Below are 18,530 nucleotides of genomic sequence, written 5' to 3' on the forward strand. Positions count from 1 at the left end.
GACAGCCCCGGCCAGAGGGATCGACGAGAAAATCAATCGGCGCGTTCTTCGGGCCCGCCGAGCTGGCTGAGGCGGCTCTAGGCCGGTAAAGACTCCATTTAGCCTGCCGAGGCCTCGGTCAATTTAGCCCGTACGACTCCGTTTATCAGATTAGGGTGTCCGGCCGCCGGGTCGGAACCGCGGCCGTCCCTGAGGCGGGGGCGCGGCGGGCGGGTAGTCCGCGTCGGACTGCTGTGGAGGACGGTAGCCGCCGGAGCCAGCCTGCTGCGAGTTCTGCTGGGGATGCCCCTGGGGACGCGGCTGGCCGTCGGAGCGCGGCTGTTCATGCCCCTGGGGACGCGGCTGGCCGTTGTGTCCGCTGCCTCCATTCTGCGATTGACTTTGATGCGGAGACTGGCCTCGCGGCTGAGACTGTCCTCGCGGCTGCGCCTGCGGCTGACCATGACGCGGAGGCTGCATCCGCCCCGGAGAAGCTTGCGGAACGGACGCGGGCTGACGGCGCTGCGGACGGCCAGGAGACGGCACCTGCGGACGGCCCGGAGTCGGCGCCGGACGACCCGCCGAAGGCGACTGAGACTGGCCCGCCGAAGCCGACCGCGACCGAGCCGCAGAAACGGCTTGCGGATGAGCCGGAGTGGCGTGCACCGGGGCGACAGCGGCCTGAACCGGAACGGGAGCCGACGCCGGGGCCGCGTTGGGCTTCGACGTCGTCGAAGGAAGGAAAACGCTGCGCAGTTTCAAAATGAACGACATTCTTTCGCGTTCGCGCCTGATGACCGCGAGGTCCGGAGACTTTTCATTGTCCGCCAGCAGAGCCCGGAAAAAACCAGCCTGAAGCAACTCGCTCTGATACCGCCGCATGGCCTTGCGGCCGTCCTGAGCCACTCCCCCGCTCGCCGCAAGGCGCTCGCCCGCCCAGGCGACGGCCCGAGACCTCAAGCTAGACTTCATCAGCATCGTCTCGTCTTCTTTGCCGATGAAACCGTCGGCGACGAGCAGTCGTATCCCGCGTTTGACGGTGGTTCGTTGGAGATTCTTGACCACTATGATCATCGCGATCGCGGAAATGTAGACCGGGATTTGGATGAGGATCCTTGTCCAGGTGTCCTCGGCGATTCGGATGATTCCGGAGAAGTTGTGGCTCGCGTGCAGCCCGGCGGCCATGGCGTATCCCGCAAGCCCGAGCGGAAGGACGAACAGCCAAGAAAGCCTCTGTGTGGCCGCGAGCCCTATGAGCAATCCGGTGATGGCCGTGCATATTGGATGGACGAAAGGCGAGGCCACCGCTCGTATGACGATGGTCTGCCCCAAAACGTCCTGAGACGCGTCCATCCCAGCTTGCTTTATGAAGTTGTTTTTGACGTCGGCTGTGGCGAAATAAAGGATGTTCTCGGTGAAGGCGAACCCCGCGCCGATGAGCGTCCCGTAGATCATTCCGTCGATGGGCCCGTTGATGTACTTCTTCAAGAAAATGAACATGAGGAGGAGCCCAAGGCCCTTGACTCCCTCTTCGATGACGCCGGCCCCGACTGCAGTGTGCAGAATGTTATACAGCAAAGCGATTCCGTCATCGCCTTTTATGTACGGTATTCCGCCGTCTCGGTCGCTGAGCTGACGGTTCTCGAACAGCCATTTCTTCATCTCGTTGCCCCACCACTTGTTGCCCTCGAAGGCGAGGTAGACGGAGACGCCGGCGCCCCAGCCGAGAGAGAGGACGTAGAAGAGGATGGGCTCGGGCTCCCATCTGTCGATCCATCGGACCAGGGCGATGATGACAAGAAGCGGGATGAGCGCGACGATCGTAAGTTTGAGGATGCTCGTGGTGTTCTCAAACTTCTGCGAGGCCCTCCTGCCCAGAACCTGGTATTGCTCTTCGACCATGTCGTTGATGAGTTCGAACGAGACGATGATCGCCACCACGGCAAGCACGATGATGCATATTGCAAAAACAAGCGAACCCGGCGTCCATCGGCCGGGAAGGTTGAGGCGTCGAGGTTGAGCCTTTACCTGCCCGTACCCTTGTGGGTAGGCCGGGGGACGCATATTTCCGGAGCCCTGCGGGTACAGCTGGGCGGGAATCTGCCCGCCCGGCGCGTACTGCTGATGTTGAGCCACGTCCACTCCTTTCAACGTTCCACCGTGCATCCTAATCTGGGAGGGAAAGCCCACGCGACTCTTGGGGAGACGGCCCCTTACTCCAACGCCCTATCCGTGACATTTCTGACGATTCCGTCCCATTTGGGCCACCATGTCTCGACCAAATCGGCCAGCCCCGCAGGATAGAAGGTCTCGCCCTTTGCTTCGGCCTCGCGGATCTCCGCCAGGCTCCACCACCGAAACTCGTCAAGCGTCTCCCGCTCGGCGGCCGTCAGATCGTATCCCGGCCTGGCCGAACGCGCTTCTTCTCCGCTCACCGCGAGGACGAAAAACACTTCGTCTTGCCTCACGGTTCGCGCGGCAAACCGAAACTCATCGCTGCGCAGCAACACCGGCCCAACGAGCCGCGAGGGGTCGGCGCTCACGCCGGTCTCCTCGCGCAGTTCGCGCACGGCGCCCTCGCGAGGCCCTTCGTCGCCCAAACCGCCGCCCACGGTGAACCACCATGAATGGTCGATGTCGTCGAAGTCGTGGCCGTGCACGAGAAGAACGCGTCCCTCGGGATCGACGACGACGACGCGCGCAGCCCGCCTGTAGGGAACGCCGTCGGCGTCCGGAGACCACTCGTCAAGCCAACTGTCGCGGACCTTGTCCGACGGATCTCCCGCGCGGCTCGCGTGCTTTTCGACGCTCATCCCCTTGGCTTCCGGCGGATTCGCGACGCCGTTGACCCAACCCGCTCCGGGCGCGTCCGCGCCGCCCGCCCCCTCGCAGGGCGATATGTTCGCGCCTCCGCTCATCGCCTCAGATTCCGGCATGCTGTTCCCGGCCTTTCGCCGGCGTCGTGAACACCTTGCGCAATTCGGTGATGTACGCCAGGCGCTCCGCCTCCTTGCGCCGGACCTGCTCCGTATGCGCGGTGCGCCGCTGAACGTTGATGCTCCTCGTGTACCCGAGGTGAATGAGCTCGTTTTGGAAGGAGCGCATGGCCTTGCTCCCCGCTTCGACGGTCCTGCCCAGTTCGGCCGCGGACGCTCCCGCCCACAGGCGGGCCTTCCGGCGGTTGACGAGGCTCATGACCATGCGCACCTCGTTGGCGCTGAGCCACCCCGCCCGCGAGTATTCAACGAGGCCCCTGTGGACGTCTCGCCGCTGCATCCCCGCAACAAAGTAAATGAGGACGGCCGCGCCGATGTAGACGGGAAGCTGGAGCATCATGCGCGTTGCGGGCTCGTCGGCAAACCGCTTGATTGAGGAATAATTGTGAAGGCCGTGCAGCAAGGCGGCCAACGCGCAGCCAACAATCGCCATTGGGAAGATTGCGATGTAGGGCTTTCGCGACGTCGTGGCCAAGCCGACGAACAGGCCTGTGATGGCCGTCGCAAGCGGATGGACGAGCGGCGTGAGAATCGCCCGGGCGAAGAAAAGGGAGCCTATCGTCCACGTCTCCATGCCGGAAAGGTCCACTGAGCCGCCCACGGTCTCGGCCACCGAGGCTCTGGCGAAATAGAGGATGTTCTCGGTGAAGGCGAAGCCCATCCCGACGAGGAGGCCGTAGACGAGGCCGTCCATCGGCCCGTTGACGTACTTGTTGAGCGCGAAAAATATGACGAGCAGGCCGAGGCCTTTGGCGGACTCCTCGATGATCGCCGCTCCCACGGCTTTCGTCATAACGTCGTACTGGGCGCTGTTCGCCGCCGTGCCGAGGACGCGCTGCGACCACCACCCGTTGCCGTCGAATGAGACCAGCACGGAGACCCCGGCGCCCCATCCTATGGCGATCACGTACATGACGACCGGCTCTGGCTCCCAGCGATCGATGAACCACACGGCGGCGCCGATCACCACAGCAGGGACCAGCGCAAGGCAGATGAGGAGCGGGTAGGGGACGTCCTCTTCGTACTTGTGGCCGGAGCTGCGCGAAGCGTAGTCGAACAGTGCCTGGGTCTGGTCCTTGATCAGCCCGAAGGCGAGAGTGAGGGCGACGACGGTCACTCCGACCAAGATCACGCATGCCACAAGCGTCTGCCACGACCAATTCGGGGACAGCCGCCATCTGGGGGCCGGTGCAACCCGGCCCTTCGGCGGCTCCTGCCGGGCCGGGCGAGGCCGCTGCGAAGGCGGAGCCCCGGCGTCGGCCTGACTCGGCGGAAACTGGACGGGCATCTCCGCCTCGTCCGGGACGTCGGCGTGCCCGTCGGCCGGTTCGACGAGTCTCTGAAGCTCGTCGTCAACCGCCTCGGACTCTGGCGAACCGGAACCGGGGATCCCCTCGGACACCGGAGCCGTCTCGGGTTCGGTAGCCGCCTCGAAGACCGGAGCCGTCTCGGACTTGGGCGAGCCGGAAGCTGGAGGATCCTGTGGGATGAACTGGTCTGTCACGCAACCCCTCACTCGTCGTCGATGTCCACGGTGGCGGGTGCCGGCGCCCGCCCTGCAAGAAAGAAAAGCCGAACGTAAAAGGACCTGCGAACACGCCGTATCTGATCGACGTGCGAATTGTGGAACGTTCGGGTAAGGCGCACGTCGAGGCGAGCTCGGGACAGCTTGTCTAGAAGCGGCTTGAACTCGGCTGAGACGTCTTCTTCTTCGAGCTCGTCTACCGTGAGCCTTAGGGTTCGCGACATGGAGGATTCGATCGTCCGCCGATCGGATGCCGCGCCTCGGGCGACGTCGAGAGGCAGGCCGTCCAGGCCGTCGTCGACTATCGGGTTGATGCCCTCGCGCAGACAGGCGTCCGCCGCATCGGTCAAGAGGATGGATGCGGCGACGTCCAGCCCGCCCTCGGCCGCGAATTCCCGGGCATATTCCGCCCTGGCGTGGAGGGCGAGCTCGAGGGCCCTGCGAGACTTGACGACCGTCTGATGGAGCCGGTCGAGGCGGCGTGCTGCGAGAGTGAGATAGAGGACGAGCAGGCCCGCCAGCACGCACGCGACGACGAGAAGCGACGGGTGATTCAATCCTCCACCTCCATTCCGGCCGTGCGAACGGCCGTTTCATATACCGCGTAGATCTGTGAGGCAACTGTGTGCCAGTCGTATCTTCCGGCTTCTTCCTGGGCGGAGGCTGTGACGGAGGCTCGCCTGGCCGGATCGCCTATGGCCTTGACGACCGCGTCGGCCAGACCGTCCGAGTCTTCGTTGGCGAATTGCGATCCGAAGGCTCCGTTGCCCAAGACGGCCCTGAACGCGGGGATGTCCGAGGCGACGACGAAGCTTCCGGCGCTCATCGCCTCAACGAGGATGATTCCGAAGGACTCTCCGCCGGTGTTCGGAGCGAGATAGACGTCCACGGAGGAAAGGAGGGCCGCCTTGTCTGCGTCGGAGACGCCTCCGAGGAACTCCACCGCCTCGGCGTGCGGGCCGAAAAGCCGCCTGGCCTCGTCGATGTCTCCCCGTCCCGCGACGAAAAGGCGGACGCCCGGAAGCGCCTCGCGGACGGCCGGGAAAGCGCGGGCGACCACGGGGAGCCCCTTGCGAGGCTCGTCTATTCTGCCGAGGAATCCGAGCGTCGGGCGGTCAGGCGTTCCCGTGAAGCGCCCGTCCCGCGCCGCTTCGACGAACTGGCGAGTGTAGACGCCGTTCGGTATGACGAACGCGTCGCCCCCCAGGTATTGGACGGCCGTGCGCCGGGCCTCCTGGGAGACCGCGATCCTCGCCTGGATTTTTTCGAGCACCGGGCGCAGCACGGGCGTGAACACCTCGAAGGCCCTCGAGCGGTCCATGGCCGTGTGAAACGTCGAGACAACCGGGCACTCGGCGCTCATGAGCGCGAGCATCGACACCGAGGGGACGAAGGGCTCGTGGACGTGGACGACGTCGAAGCCGCCGCCCCTCAGCCAAGCGCGCACCTCGCGGTTGACGCGCGGGCCGAAGGCGAGCCTGGCGATCGAGCCGTTGTACGGAATCGAGATGGCCGACCCCGTCGCAGTGAGATAGTCGGGAATCGGGGATTTCGCCTCGGACGGGGCGACCACTCCGACGTCGTGCCCGCGGCGGAGGAGCTCCTCGGCGAGATCCCGGATGTGGACGCCGACCCCGCCGGGGACGTCCCACGAGTAAGGGCATGCGATTCCTATTCTCACGGTCGATCCTCCACACTTCTCACAGGCGGGCCTCCGATTCGGCGACGGCCTCGCCTGCGCCCGTCGCGGCCGTCTTCTTTTCTTCCGCAAACGCCCTCGCCGCCGTCGGCGCATTCTCGGCCTTCGAAGGCGGCTCATGGCCCGCCCCAAACGCCTTCGCGTCTTTCGGCTTCTCTCTTAGAGCCTCGGCGGCCCGACGGCGGGTTCGGGCGAGGCGCTCGGGATCGAGGTCCTCGACGAAGACCTTTTGGAGCATATGCCAGTCCTCGAGGTGCTCGCCCACCCACGGCTCGAATTGGGAGACCCACTCCTGGCTCATTCGAGCGATGTCGGCCGCGCGTTCGTGGCTCGGAGAGGAGGCGTCCGTGCGCGCGCAAACCGGTTCGCCGACGAGCAGGCGCATCCCCCACCGCGTGCCCGCGCGACGGCGCCGCTTCCCGGAAATCTTCTCGTAGAAGGAGAAAACCGGATAGACGGGGACGCCGACCCTCTGCGCGAGCAGCGCGGGCCCCGCCGCCACCAGCATTGCGCTGCCGAAGAACTCGACCTCGACGCCGCTGGCCGTCAGGTCGCGGTCGGCCAGAATCGGCGCCAGGCAGGCGCCCTCGCGCATCGCTTCTTCGATCCGGTGGATCGCCCCGGCGCCGGCCGGATAGACCGACATTCCCACTGCGGTGCGGTACCCGACAAAGAAATCGTAGAGTTCCTGAGGCTCGAGCTTTTCGGCCAGGGTGTGGACGTGGACGAGGTCGATTTCAGCCCACGCCCCCGCCAGGTCCCAGTTTCCCGAGTGCATGAGGGCCGCGGCGGCGGCCTGTCCCTCGGCGAATTTCTCGCGCAGCCACTCGCTGTTGTCGATTCGCACTCTCGCGCGTATCTGCTCCCTGCTCATGCGAGGCAGCCTCAGCGCCTCGTAGTAGTAACGCATGTACGAACGCATGGCCCGCCTGGCCAATGCCCGGCTCTGCCGGGGCGTCATTCCCGGGCGAATCCTCGCCTCGTTCGCGCGAAGCCTGCGGACCCCTGCGCTCGGGAGCGTCCCCGCGACGGTTCCCACCGCGTCGAAAACGGCCCTGCCGACGGCCTCCGGCAAGGCTCCTGCGGCGGCGTCGGCAAAGCGGAAAAGGCGAACGGCGTCCATGTCACTCCGTCGTCTCGTGGGCCTGCCGGTAAACGACCGCCATCCTTTGGACGACCGTGACAAGGCCGGCGGCCGCCAGGTACCAGGCCGACGCGAGAAGAACCCACTGCGGCAGCCCGAGGCCCACAAAAAGGGCGCTGAAAAGGATGATGACCAGCCTGTCCGCCCTTTCGGCGATCCCCACCGAGGCGGTCATGCCGAGGCCTTCGGCCCGCGCTCTGGCGTACGGCACGACGGATCCCGTCCCCATGGCCGCAAGCAGACCGATCATGAGGAAGGTTCGCATCGCGCCGCTCTCGCCGTGCAGATACGCCCAGGCGAGCAGGCCGCTGAAAATGGCGACGTCGGTGATCCGGTCGAGGGTCGAGTCTAAGAAGGCGCCCCATTTCGACGACGTGTTCGTCAAACGCGCGATTTGCCCGTCGATGCTGTCGAACAGGGCGAGCCCTCCCAGGCTGAGAGAGCCGACGACGAGGCGATTCGTCGGAAGCAGGGTGAGCGACAGCGCCACGCCGAGGACCGTGCCCGTAAGAGTCACCGCGTCCGCGCTCACTCCCATCTTGACGAAAAGCTTCGCGATGGGCCCAAAAACCGTCTGAACGAATGGTCGGCCAGTCCTACTGAGCATTTCCGCTCCCTTCTTCGCCCGCCGGGTCTTCCCGGGCAGGGCCTTTGCCCGTCGCGCCTCCGCGCATTGAGCCTTCGCCCGTCGATCCGCGGTCGATGCGCGACCAGGCCTCGGAAACAAGGTTCCTGGTGTCGGCGAGAATTGCCGGAATCGCCTTCGTCTGAGCAATTATCGGCAAGAAATTGGCGTCGCCGAGCCACCTGGGAACGACGTGCTGATGGATGTGCGCGGCGATGCCGGCGCCGGCGACATCGCCTTGGTTCATCCCCAGGTTGAAGCCGGCAGGCCGAAGAGCCTCGCCCAACGCCTCCATCGCCCGTGCCGTCATGCTCCCCATCTCGATCCGCTCCTCGTCCGTCAGGTCCGTGTAGAGCGAGACGTGGCGATACGTGCACACCAGAATATGGCCGGAATTGTAAGGGTAGAGATTGAGAAGGGCGAAGCACGCGCGGCCCCTGGCGACGATGAGGGCCTCCGCGTCGCTCAGCGACGGCGCGACGCAAAAAGGGCACTCTCCCGTTTTCTCAGGCTTGGCGGCGCCTGAGACGTACGCCGCTCGATGCGGCGTCCACAGACGCAAGAAACCATCCGGGGCTCCGGGAAGGCCTGCCGCGTCGACGAGGCCCTTTGAGGAGCCGAGACTTTCCGAGGAGCTCAAACCGTCGGTCATCGACTCCCTCCCCCGGAGGCGCCTTCGGCACAAGCCCTGTCTGCGGCGGGCTTGCCCTTCGCGCCTTCGCCCGATTTTTCCCCTCCCCCGGACGCCTCAACCAGACGCTCGCAAGCCGGATCGTTGACCCTGCGGGCGACGACGCGGCCGATGTGGGCCACCGCCTCGTCCACGGAAACGCCGTTCTCCTGATGCCCGTCGCGGTAGCGGAAGGAAACGGCCTCCGCCTCGGCGTCCTCTCCGCCCGCGATGAGGGTGAAGGGGATCTTCTCCTTTGCCGCATTGCGGATTTTCTTGCCGAAACGGTCGTCGGACAGATCGACGTCGACCCTGATTCCCGCGGCTCGGAGCTTGGCCGCGACCTCTTCACAGTAGGGGTTGAAGGCTTCTGCAACGGGAACGAGCCGCGCCTGGACCGGGGCGAGCCAGGCGGGGAACGCCCCGGCGTAGTGCTCGGTGAGGACGCCGATGAAACGTTCGACCGACCCGAGTTTGGCGGAGTGGATCATGACCGGCCTTCGCCTCGAACCGTCGGGGGCGGTGTATTCCAAATCGAAACGCTCGGGCTGGTTGAAGTCGTATTGCACCGTCGACATCTGCCATGTGCGGCCCAGCGCGTCCTTGACCTGCACGGAGACCTTTGGCCCGTAAAAGGCGGCCCCGCCCGGGTCGGGAACGAGGTCGAGCCCGGTGGCCGCACAGGCTTCCTCGAGGATGCGGGTCGCAGCCGCCCAATCTTCGTCCGAGCCGATGAATTTGTCCTTCTTCTTCCCCTCGTCGCGGGTGGAGAGCTCGAGGTAGAAGTCCGTCAGCCCGAAATCGCGCAGAATGTCCAAGAAGAAATTGAGAAGCATCTCTATTTCCCCCTTGGCCTGCTCCGGAGTGCAGTACGTATGCGAATCGTCCTGGGTGAAGCCACGCATGCGGGTGAGTCCGTGGACCACTCCCGACTTCTCATAGCGGTAGTCGCGGCCCATCTCGAAGAAGCGCAGCGGCAGCTCCCGATACGAGCGTCCGCGGGAGCGGAAAATGAGATTGTGCATGGGGCAGTTCATGGCCTTGAGGTAGTAGTCTTGGCCCGCCCTCGTCACTTCGCCGTCGGCGCCGCGCTCCTCGTCGACCTTCATGGGCGGGAACATCGTGTCCGCATAGTACGGAAGATGGCCCGACGTGTGGAAGAGCCCGCCCTTTGAGATCTCAGGCGTGTGGACGAAGTCGAAGCCTTCCTCGAGGTGCCGCCGGGTCACATACGATTCGACGATGTGGCGCAAGATGCCGCCTTTGGGGTGGAACACAACGAGGCCCGGCCCTATTTCCTCGGGGAAGGAGAAGAGGTCAAGCTCGGCGCCCAAGCGGCGGTGGTCGCGGCGTTCGGCCTCGGCGATGCGCTTTTGGTAGGCGGCGAGTTCGTCCTTCGTGGGCCACGCCGTTCCGTAGATCCGCTGGAGTCGGTCGCCCGCCTGATCGCCCTTCCAGTACGCGGCGGAGGCCTTCGTCAACGCAAACCCGTTCCCAATGAAGCGCGTGGAAGGCAGGTGCGGGCCGCGGCACAGGTCGGTCCACACGACGGAGCCGTCGCGCGAGCAATTGTCGTACATCGTCAATGCGGCCCCGCCGACCTCGACGGAGGCGCCCTCGGCCCCGGCGCCCTTCGTGCCGACGAGCTCGAGTTTGTAGGGCTGGCCGGCAAGTTCGGCGGCCGCGTCGGCGTCCGCGATCTCGCGGCGGCGGAAAGTCTGCCCCTCCTTGACGATCCGCTTCATCCGCTTTTCCAGGTCGCGCAGGAGTTCGGGCGTCACGGCGTCGATGTTCCCGAAATCGTAATAGAAACCGTCCGTTATGAACGGGCCGATTCCGAGGTTGGCGTCGGGAAAGACCTGTTGGACCGCCTGTGCGAGGACGTGGGCGGTCGAATGGCGGAGGATGTTCAAACCGTCGTCGCTTGAAACGTCGACGCCTTCGACGACGGCGCCCTCGGGAAGGGACGCGAGATTCGTCGCCAGGTCCTTGAGTTCGCCGTCGACCCTCAGGGCGACGACGTTCTTGCGGTCGGCGAAGAACTCAATCCCCGAACGCGGCCCTTCGATGGCCGTTGCATTTCCGTCGATTGACAGGTTGACGGGCACGTAAACTCCTTAAACATCAAAATTGAGCGCACATACCGGGCACGCAGGCTCAATACTACCTGCCAAGAGCGGACGGACGGCGTGAAGAGGGCGACGGGCGCCCAAATCGCTTACGCGAAACCGGCGGGTTGAAAAACTCTATCGCTGTCGAAGAACAGATCGGCGATTTGCTCGAAACGGCGAGGTCGATGACGTAGCTTTGCCTGAGCGAGTCCATTGTGGGCTTTGCCGGGCAAGTCCATTCCGCGAGGCTCCGCCACCCATCTGACCCAAGTCCGGCGTCATCAGGCGTCCGAGCACGCCTCAACGAAAGGTCGACACATGTCAGCTTCAAAGGATCCCGTCCCCGATCGGGCCGAGCACAACGCGTTCTTCCCCTCGGACTACTCGATCGGGCAGTACGTGTCCAAGAAAACCGATTTCGACGGCGCGGCCGGGGCGCCGCAAGTTACGTCCGGGCCCCGCAAGATTCTCACGATCGCAGTCGACGAGCGTTACCTGCCCACCGACGGCGGACTCTTCTCAACCGGAAACCACCCCGTCGAAACGCTGGTGCCGCTCATGCACTTGCGAGCGGCCGGCTACGAAATCGAGGTCGCAACCCTCTCTGGGAACATGGCAAAGTTCGAGATGTGGGCGATGCCAACGGAAGACGAGGCGATCACGGCAGGCTACGAGGAGCTGCTCCCGGCGCTGCTCAAGCCCCGGCGCCTTGCGGACGTCGCCGCCGGGCTCGGCCCCGATTCGGACTACGCCGCCGTCTTCGTTCCGGGAGGGCACGGCGCCATGGGCGGCGGCATTCCCGACAGCCCAGCCGTCAGAGACGTCCTCGTCTGGGCGCTGGAGAACGAACGGCCTGTCGTCGCTCTGTGCCATGGCCCGGCCGCGCTGTGCGCCGCGGTGGACGAGGGCGGCGCCTCCCATTTCGCCGGCTATTCCCTGTGCGCTTTCCCCGACTCGTTCGACGTCGGCCCCCTCGTAGAGAGCGGCTATCTGCCGGGCCGGCTCACATGGAGGCTGGGCGAGCGCCTCAAGCGGCAAGGGCTGACGATCGTCAATGACGGCGCGAGCGGACAGATCCATCGGGACCGCCTTCTCCTCACCGGCGACAGTCCGCTGGCCGCCAACGCCTTGGGCCGCCTTGCCGTCGAGACTCTCACCGGCAAGGCCTACGGCGTCTGAAAGGAACGGCTGAGGAAGGACCGACGCCGGGGAAGCCGGGCAAGGAGAGCCGGCGGTTTCGAGCGGCCCGGCATCTCGGCGTCGGCCGCATACGCAAAAACCCCGGATCTCTCCGGGGCCGTGGTGGGCGATACTGGGATCGAACCAGTGACCTCTTCCGTGTCAGGGAAGCGCGCTCCCGCTGCGCCAATCGCCCATGCGAGGTGGGTACGGGACTCGAACCCGTGTACACGGCTTTGCAGGCCGTTGCCTCGCCTCTCGGCCAACCCACCGTGCGAACCGAAACAACTTTCGATCCTCCGAGCGGATGACGGGACTCGAACCCGCGACCCTCACCTTGGCAAGGTGATGCTCTACCAACTGAGCCACATCCGCGCGTCCGCCCGGCTTTCGCCCGAACGGCGCTCACTAACTATAGACCGGTCTCAGCGGAGATGTCCAACCTTTATGATGAGGTCCACGCCACGCAGGTCGTTCTTGCACCGAACTGCGCTTTCAGGCTAATCTCAGGTGCGCAGAAGGGCGATTAGCTCAGTGGTAGAGCGCTTCGTTCACACCGAAGAGGTCACTGGTTCGAACCCAGTATCGCCCACTCCCTTTTATTCGGGTTGCAAGTTTATCCGGGTTTTAAATCCGCCTGCCCAGTCGCGGATAACCTTGGCTTAACTGTTCACTTGTCTGATTTGCGTCAGCTACAAGGATGCCTTGGCTCCGTTGCGAGCTTGCCTTGCCTTCCTGTATACACAATTTTCCTGTGTTCGCTTATATTTTCCTCGCGGCTCGCGTGGGAAAACGGCGGACAAGGCCCACCGCGAAGTGCGAGAATTGCTGTATGCAAATATGGCCTGGACGTTCATACCCACTCGGAGCCACGTACGACGGCTCCGGGACGAATTTTGCCGTTTTTTCTTCCATCGCCGAAGGAATCGACTTGTGCCTTATCGACGACGTCGTCGGCGAGACGAAAATCGAGCTGCGAGAAGTCGACGCCGGCGTGTGGCATTGCTATCTGCCCGGAGTGCGCCCCGGGCAGCGCTACGGATTCCGCGTGAAAGGCCCTTACGATCCCTCCAAGGGCCTGCGCTGCGACTACTCGAAACTGCTTCTCGACCCCTACGCGAAAGCGATCACCGGCAAGATCGCCAACGAGCAAGCGCTCTTCTCCTACGATTTCAACGACCCTTCCAAGAGAAGCGAACTCGATTCCGCGCCCCACACGATGGTCTCGGTAGTCATCAACCCGTTTTTCGACTGGGGGCACGACCGCCCTCCGAAGCACCGCTACAACGACACAATCATTTACGAGGCGCACGTACGCGGCATGACCATGACGCACCCGGACATTCCACAGGAGGTCCGGGGAACCTACGCGGGAATCTCGCACCCCGTCATCATCGACTACCTCAAGAGCCTGGGCATCACCGCCATCGAGCTCATGCCCTGCCATCAATTCGTCAACGACACCGCGCTGCAGGCCAAGGGCCTGTCAAACTATTGGGGCTACAACACCATCGGCTTCTTCGCCCCCCACAACGGCTACGCTTCCACCGACTGGCTCGGCGGGCAGGTCGACGAGTTCAAGGCAATGGTCAAGGCCTTCCATGAGGCGGACATCGAAGTCATCATGGACGTCGTCTACAACCACACGGCCGAGGGCAACCACATGGGACCCACCCTGGCTTTCCGCGGCCTCGACAATCCCTCCTACTACCGGCTCGTCGAGGACTCCCCGGAGCACTACTTCGACACCACCGGAACGGGAAACTCGCTCAACATGCGCTCCCCCAACACACTGCAGCTCATCATGGATTCGCTGCGGTACTGGATCACGGACATGCACGTCGACGGGTTCCGCTTCGACCTCGCCTCGACGTTGGCGCGCGAGCTCCACGCCGTGGACAAGCTCTCCAGCTTCTTCGACATCATTCAGCAAGATCCGCTGATCTCTCAGGTCAAGCTCATCGCCGAGCCCTGGGACATCGGCGACGGCGGCTACAACGTCGGCGGCTTTCCGCCTCTGTGGACGGAGTGGAACGGCAAGTACCGCGACACCGTCCGCGACTTCTGGCGGGGCGAGCCCGCGATGCTTTCCGAGCTCGCCGGGCGCCTGACGGGATCTTCCGACCTGTATGCGTCGAGCGGGCGGCGTCCGATGGCGTCGATCAACTTCGTCATCGCCCACGACGGCTTCACTATGCGCGACCTCGTTTCTTACAACGAAAAACACAACGACGCGAATCTGGAGGGCGGCAACGACGGCGAATCTTACAATCGCTCGTGGAACTGCGGCGCCGAGGGCCCGACCGACGACGATGCGGTCAAAGTGCTGCGCAACCGCCAAATCCGCAATCTCCTCACGACGCTCCTGCTGTCCCAGGGCGTGCCGATGCTCGCGCACGGAGACGAACTCGGGCGAACGCAGCAGGGCAACAACAACGCCTACTGCCAAGACAACGAACTCTCCTGGATCAATTGGGACCTCGACCTCGAGGCCGTCGGATTGCTCGAGTTCACCCGCCAGCTCATTGAGTTCCGCAAAGCGCATCCCGTTTTCAGGCGGCGTCGCTTCCTCGCGGGCGACTCCGAGAAAGGCGGCCGTTCGGAGATCGGCGAGATCGAATGGTTCCGGCCCGATGCGACCACCATGGAAGAATCGGACTGGACCACCGTTTACGCCCGGTCGCTCATGGTCTACTACAACGGCTCCGCCATCGGAGAGCCCGACGACCGCGGCGAGGACGTCTACGACGACGACGTTCTGCTGATGTTCAACGCCGACGTCGCCGACCAGACCTTCACGATTCCGAGCGAGCTGTACGGCGGAACATGGGCCGACGTCCTCGACACGGGCAACCACATCAATGCCGAACGCCGCTACGAGCCGGGCGATTCCGTCAAGGTCGAAGAACACTCGATGCGTGTGTTCATCAGGGTCGACGGCGAAGTCCCGCTGAGCCTTAAAGCCCGCAGCGAGGAGCTGACCCAGTGCATCAAGCCGCATTTCGCCTTCCCTCCGGAGAGCCACCCAAGGTTCGCAAACGTCGAATGCCCGGGCGACTGCGACTCCGATGGAATCCAAGCGACCCGCGACCCTGAGGGCAGCAACTCCTCCGAAGGCGGAACTGCAGCGGGCTCTGAGGGCGGCGCGACCTCCAATCCCGAAAACGGCGCCGCCCCAGACGCGGAAGGCGGCGGCGACTCCGAAAACGGCGCCACCCCAGACCCAGCAGACGAGGCGGCGGAGGCACCTGCAGAGGCCCAGGCAGACGGTGCGCTCGGTTCAGGCGAAGGCTCGGAAGGAATCCTGGACGGTTCGCAGGAGGGCCAGGACGAGCTTTCAGAGAAAGGTCCGGGCAACGGCTCTGCTTCTAAGGGCGCAGTGAAATCGGGCCGCCCAGCCGAATCGAGCACGCCGAACCCGTTGGCAGGATCAGGCGCGCCAAGCGGCTCAGGCGAGCCGGACAGGACCGAAAACAAAGACGGGAAAGACGGGACCGTCCGCGGCAAGGACGCACCCGGCAAAGGCGAGGGCGCGTCGGCCAAAGGCGCGCCGGACAAACCGTAAACCCGGGAGGACGGGCAAGACGGGGGCGAGGCTGTCCGGAAAACGGGGCCTCGCCCTTGTCGGCCCTTACGAATCCTGGTCTTCCGAGTCTCCTCGCAAGCGCTGCCGCACCGAGTCGAGCTTCGCCGTCGCCCAGCGCTTGGCGGCCAGGGCCTTGACCAAAGCCTCGTAACGCAAACGCGAGACCGGAACGTCCCATGCGCCGGGGACTTCGGCGATCTCCTCGCTGAACTTGGTCTTGAATCCGCGCACGCCCGCCAATTGCGGCGCACGCTCCGAATCGATGCCCATGAGGTCGAAGCTCTCGATTCCACGCTCGCGCAGGAAGCGGGCCATGGCGAAAACGAGCAAGTCGGGGGCGCCGGCTTTGCGGCCCTCGTCGTTCGACGCCGCGTAATAGTAGGTGGCCTGAGAGGCGGTGGTCGTGACGATTCCCCAGCACAGCGGCCGGCCTTCGCGCCGAACGGTGTACAGGCGGCAGTGCTCAGGCCCGAGCCCGACGAGCATCGCCTCATACGTTTCCTGCGGCAAAATACCGAAAGAATCGCGCTCGCCCGTCTCGACGAGCAGCTCGTAGAGCTCGCCGAAAACAGCGTGCGCATTCTCGGTTTCGTCGGCGGCGACGAGAGATTCGTCGCGCATGGCCTTGCGCACATCGCGCCGCCCGCGCTTCTTCATCGATGCGAGGAGGGCGTCCGCGTCCTTTCTCAGATCGAGGACAACGGTTCTGTCATAGGTGACCGATTGGAGGAGCTCGCGAAGGTCGCCGGCACGATGGTGCGCGTGAAGCCGGACGAAATCGACCTCGGGTTCGATGCTGCGGACCACCCTGACGAGGTCGGAGCGAAACGCCGCCTCTTCCCGCGCGCTGGGAGTGGGGCCGGCCCAAACGGGGCCGTGCTTCGCCCAAAGGTACGTGAATCCTCGCCCCCGCATCTTCGTGGCGGTGAGAAAGGCCCTGGGCTCGCCGTCGACCAGCCACACGAGCTTGCGCCACGGAAGCCGCCCGCCCACGGCCCAGTCGAAGACCTCCCAGGCGGAGGTCTGTTCGAGAGGCAAATCGACCTTCGCTTCTTCGGCCAAGCTTTCGAATTCCGAGCCTACATCTTCGAATCTGCTTGTCTTCATGGTGTAAGCCTACCTGCATTCGGCGCGCCAGCTTCAGCCCGAGCCCTTCGTCCGAGTAGTGTTGCGACGTGCCACAAATCGAAGCGCCTGCCGAGTTCCTCACGGCCCTCGAGTCCCTCAAGGGGCACGCGTTCCGCAGCGAACTCCACGTGAGTCAGATACCGCCCCCGGCGAAAATTGCGCCGTGGGCGGTGGCGCTTCAAGCCGAAATCAACGATTCCGCCTCGCTCGATCCCGATTCCTATCGCGGAAACGCGCGTTTCGTTCTCCTTTACGACCCCGAAGGCCAGCCAGCGTGGGACGGCACCATCCGAATAGTCGCCTACGCCAACGCCCCCGTAGAATCCGACATGGGCGGCGATCCCCTGCTGGGCGAAGTATCCTGGACATGGTTGGCCGAATCTCTCGAAGCCCGCGGCGCCGAGTATCACAACCTGACGGGAACGGTCACTCGAAACTACAACGAAACATTTACAGGAATGCACATGACGGATTCGACGATCGACCTCGAGGTGAGAGCCTCGTGGAGCCCCGACTATGCCGACGTCTCCGCCCACCTCGACGCTTGGGCGGACTTTGCCGCGAGCGTGTGCGGGCTGGGCCCCGACGGCGTCGCGGCTCTTCCCCGTTCCTCGGGAGCTCTTTAATGTCGGATTCGGTAGACATACAGCCGCTCGACGTCCCAAGCGGGGGAATCCCCGAACTGACGAACCTCGACATCGACGACGCCGTCTCCGCCCTCGGCGCCGGCCGCGGCCCGTTCGCCATCGACACCGAGCGCGCCATGGGCATCCGCTACTCGGGAAGGGCGTACGTCGTCCAAATCCGCCGAGAGGGCGCAGGAACCTTCCTCATCGACCCCATCGGCATCGAAGACCGCCTCGGCCCCCTCGCCGAGCTCCTGGCGACGGACGTGTGGATCCTCCACGCGGCCGATCAGGACCTGCCGTGCCTGCGCGAACTCGGCTTCAATCCGCCCGAGATCTTCGACACCGAAGTCGCGGGCATCCTCCTCGGCTTCGAACGCATCTCGCTTCAGGCGGAAGTGGCCGAAGTCCTCGGATACGGCCTGGCCAAAGAGCATTCCATGGCCGACTGGTCGGAGCGCCCCCTCGCCCCGGAGCTGCGGGCGTACGCGGCGCTCGACGTCGAACTGCTCATCGAATTGCGGGAGCGGCTCACGGCCATGCTGCGCGCAGCCGGGCGCCTCGAATGGCTTCACGAAGAGTGCGAGGAAATACGGCTGCGCGAGCCGAAAACCCCTTCGCCCCAGCCGTGGCGCAAGTCTGCCAGGAGGAACGGAATGACGGACAGACGGGCGCTGGGCATACTCGAGTCCCTGTGGCGCTCGCGCGAGAAGCTGGCCAAAGAACGCGACCTTGCCCCGGAAAAGGTGCTTCCTTCCAAGGTCTTGGCGGAGCTGGCCTCCCGCAAGCCCCGTTCCCACGCCGACGTCGCGCGCTCGCCCCTGCTCCAGTCGAGGATGCGGCGCAAGGACGCGCATACGTGGTGGAACGCCATTTCCTCGGCCTGGGCAGTCCCCAAGGAGGAACTGCCCCAGCGCGTCTTCCACGAGTCCGCCGAGCCTTTCCCGGCCACCCGCAATTGGGAGCGCGCCAACCCCGATGCCGCGGCGCGATGGAAAGTCGTTCGCAGCACGGTGCTGGCACGCGCCGACGATCTTGGAATTCGCCAGGAGATTCTTCTCAAGCCCGCCTATCAGCGCGCGCTCGCCTGGGACGGGTGGGACGACCCCGAGGAGATCCCGATTCTGCTGGCCGCCCTCGGCGCGCGCCCGTGGCAGGTCGACAACGTCGGCCAGGTTCTCGTGGCCGCGGCGCGCAGGGCGGAAAAACCTCGGTCCCAGCCGCCTCGCCCCTAGCTGCCGGCGGCCGCAGCGCGGGGCTTC

General features: G+C 64.7%; 12 protein-coding genes, 4 tRNA genes and 2 pseudogenes. 5 read left to right on the forward strand and 13 right to left on the reverse strand.

What is annotated here, in order from left to right; translation table 11 throughout:
• Positions 1 to 150: 150 nt before the first annotated feature.
• The 9 genes and pseudogenes from A4H34_RS08630 to thrS all read right to left on the reverse strand — a co-directional run bounded on the left by A4H34_RS08630 (position 151) and on the right by thrS (position 10,707).
• Positions 151 to 2,115: a PrsW family intramembrane metalloprotease gene (locus A4H34_RS08630; protein WP_064231830.1), complete on the reverse strand. Its 1,965-nt coding sequence runs from the start codon at positions 2,113 to 2,115 to the stop codon at positions 151 to 153.
• Positions 2,116 to 2,192: 77 nt separating this feature from the next.
• Entirely contained in the window at positions 2,193 to 2,897 is a 705-nt protein-coding gene (locus tag A4H34_RS08635; protein ID WP_064232047.1) for an NUDIX hydrolase, read from the reverse strand.
• A gap of 4 nt (positions 2,898 to 2,901) precedes the next feature.
• Positions 2,902 to 4,479 (reverse strand): PrsW family intramembrane metalloprotease, encoded by a 1,578-nt coding sequence (locus tag A4H34_RS08640; protein ID WP_064231831.1) that lies wholly within the window; start codon positions 4,477 to 4,479, stop codon positions 2,902 to 2,904.
• Between the two features lie 8 nt (positions 4,480 to 4,487).
• Positions 4,488 to 5,057: a hypothetical protein gene (locus A4H34_RS08645; protein ID WP_064231832.1), complete on the reverse strand. Its 570-nt coding sequence runs from the start codon at positions 5,055 to 5,057 to the stop codon at positions 4,488 to 4,490.
• On the reverse strand, positions 5,054 to 6,181 hold the full coding sequence (locus A4H34_RS08650) for a glycosyltransferase family 4 protein (RefSeq protein ID WP_064231833.1): 1,128 nt from the start codon (positions 6,179 to 6,181) through the stop codon (positions 5,054 to 5,056). The genes A4H34_RS08645 and A4H34_RS08650 overlap by 4 nt, the downstream gene beginning before the upstream one ends.
• Before the next feature lie 19 nt (positions 6,182 to 6,200).
• Positions 6,201 to 7,322 carry a phosphatidylinositol mannoside acyltransferase gene (locus tag A4H34_RS08655; RefSeq protein ID WP_064231834.1) on the reverse strand — a complete coding sequence of 374 codons (1,122 nt, stop codon included), beginning with the start codon at positions 7,320 to 7,322 and terminating at the stop codon, positions 6,201 to 6,203.
• Between the two features lies 1 nt (position 7,323).
• Entirely contained in the window at positions 7,324 to 7,950 is a 627-nt protein-coding gene (gene pgsA / locus A4H34_RS08660) for a phosphatidylinositol phosphate synthase (protein WP_064231835.1), read from the reverse strand.
• Positions 7,951 to 8,041: 91 nt separating this feature from the next.
• Positions 8,042 to 8,620 (reverse strand): annotated as a pseudogene (locus A4H34_RS08665) (HIT family protein); the annotation flags it as partial.
• Positions 8,617 to 10,707 carry a threonine--tRNA ligase gene (thrS, locus tag A4H34_RS08670; RefSeq protein ID WP_407946341.1) on the reverse strand — a complete coding sequence of 697 codons (2,091 nt, stop codon included), beginning with the start codon at positions 10,705 to 10,707 and terminating at the stop codon, positions 8,617 to 8,619. The pseudogene A4H34_RS08665 and the gene thrS, both read right to left, overlap by 4 nt.
• A gap of 360 nt (positions 10,708 to 11,067) precedes the next feature.
• Here thrS and hchA point away from each other — a divergent pair, with 360 nt between their 5' ends.
• Positions 11,068 to 11,928, forward strand: a complete 861-nt coding sequence (gene hchA, locus A4H34_RS08675) for a glyoxalase III HchA (RefSeq protein ID WP_064231837.1) — start codon at positions 11,068 to 11,070, stop codon at positions 11,926 to 11,928.
• A gap of 121 nt (positions 11,929 to 12,049) precedes the next feature.
• Here the strand turns inward: hchA and A4H34_RS08680 are convergent.
• From A4H34_RS08680 to A4H34_RS08690, 3 genes are all read right to left on the reverse strand, one after another.
• Positions 12,050 to 12,124, reverse strand: a tRNA-Val gene (locus A4H34_RS08680).
• 5 nt (positions 12,125 to 12,129) lie between these two features.
• Positions 12,130 to 12,200, reverse strand: a tRNA-Cys gene (locus tag A4H34_RS08685).
• Positions 12,201 to 12,230: 30 nt separating this feature from the next.
• Positions 12,231 to 12,303 (reverse strand) — tRNA-Gly (locus A4H34_RS08690).
• A 145-nt stretch (positions 12,304 to 12,448) separates the two neighbouring features.
• On the opposite strand from A4H34_RS08690, the gene A4H34_RS08695 reads away from it, so the two are divergent.
• Both A4H34_RS08695 and glgX read left to right on the forward strand, forming a co-directional pair.
• Positions 12,449 to 12,520 (forward strand) — tRNA-Val (locus tag A4H34_RS08695).
• Between the two features lie 240 nt (positions 12,521 to 12,760).
• Positions 12,761 to 14,857, forward strand: a pseudogene (glgX, locus tag A4H34_RS08700) (glycogen debranching protein GlgX); the annotation flags it as partial.
• A 702-nt stretch (positions 14,858 to 15,559) separates the two neighbouring features.
• On the opposite strand, the gene A4H34_RS08705 reads toward glgX, so the two are convergent.
• A complete protein-coding gene (locus A4H34_RS08705) occupies positions 15,560 to 16,621 on the reverse strand; it encodes a lipid II:glycine glycyltransferase FemX (RefSeq protein ID WP_009199650.1) in 1,062 nt (353 codons plus the stop codon).
• Between the two features lie 68 nt (positions 16,622 to 16,689).
• On the opposite strand from A4H34_RS08705, the gene A4H34_RS08710 reads away from it, so the two are divergent.
• Both A4H34_RS08710 and A4H34_RS08715 read left to right on the forward strand, forming a co-directional pair.
• On the forward strand, positions 16,690 to 17,268 hold the full coding sequence (locus tag A4H34_RS08710) for a DUF3000 domain-containing protein (RefSeq protein WP_009199651.1): 579 nt from the start codon (positions 16,690 to 16,692) through the stop codon (positions 17,266 to 17,268).
• Entirely contained in the window at positions 17,268 to 18,503 is a 1,236-nt protein-coding gene (locus A4H34_RS08715; RefSeq protein WP_064231839.1) for an HRDC domain-containing protein, read from the forward strand. Before A4H34_RS08710 ends, A4H34_RS08715 begins: the two co-directional genes overlap by 1 nt.
• The last annotated feature ends 27 nt before the right edge of the window (positions 18,504 to 18,530 follow it).

It is taken from the genome of Peptidiphaga gingivicola, from assembly GCF_001652275.1.
Taxonomy (GTDB): Bacteria; Actinomycetota; Actinomycetes; order Actinomycetales; family Actinomycetaceae; genus Peptidiphaga; species Peptidiphaga gingivicola.

Coding starts and splice junctions, on each gene's coding strand:
- hchA (WP_064231837.1), top strand. CDS start 11,068: ATGTCAGCTTCAAAGGATCCCGTCCCCGATCGGGCCGAGCACAACGCG.
- A4H34_RS08655 (WP_064231834.1), bottom strand. CDS start 7,322: ATGGACGCCGTTCGCCTTTTCCGCTTTGCCGACGCCGCCGCAGGAGCC.
- A4H34_RS08715 (WP_064231839.1), top strand. CDS start 17,268: ATGTCGGATTCGGTAGACATACAGCCGCTCGACGTCCCAAGCGGGGGA.
- A4H34_RS08635 (WP_064232047.1), bottom strand. CDS start 2,897: ATGAGCGGAGGCGCGAACATATCGCCCTGCGAGGGGGCGGGCGGCGCG.
- A4H34_RS08705 (WP_009199650.1), bottom strand. CDS start 16,621: ATGAAGACAAGCAGATTCGAAGATGTAGGCTCGGAATTCGAAAGCTTG.
- pgsA (WP_064231835.1), bottom strand. CDS start 7,950: ATGCTCAGTAGGACTGGCCGACCATTCGTTCAGACGGTTTTTGGGCCC.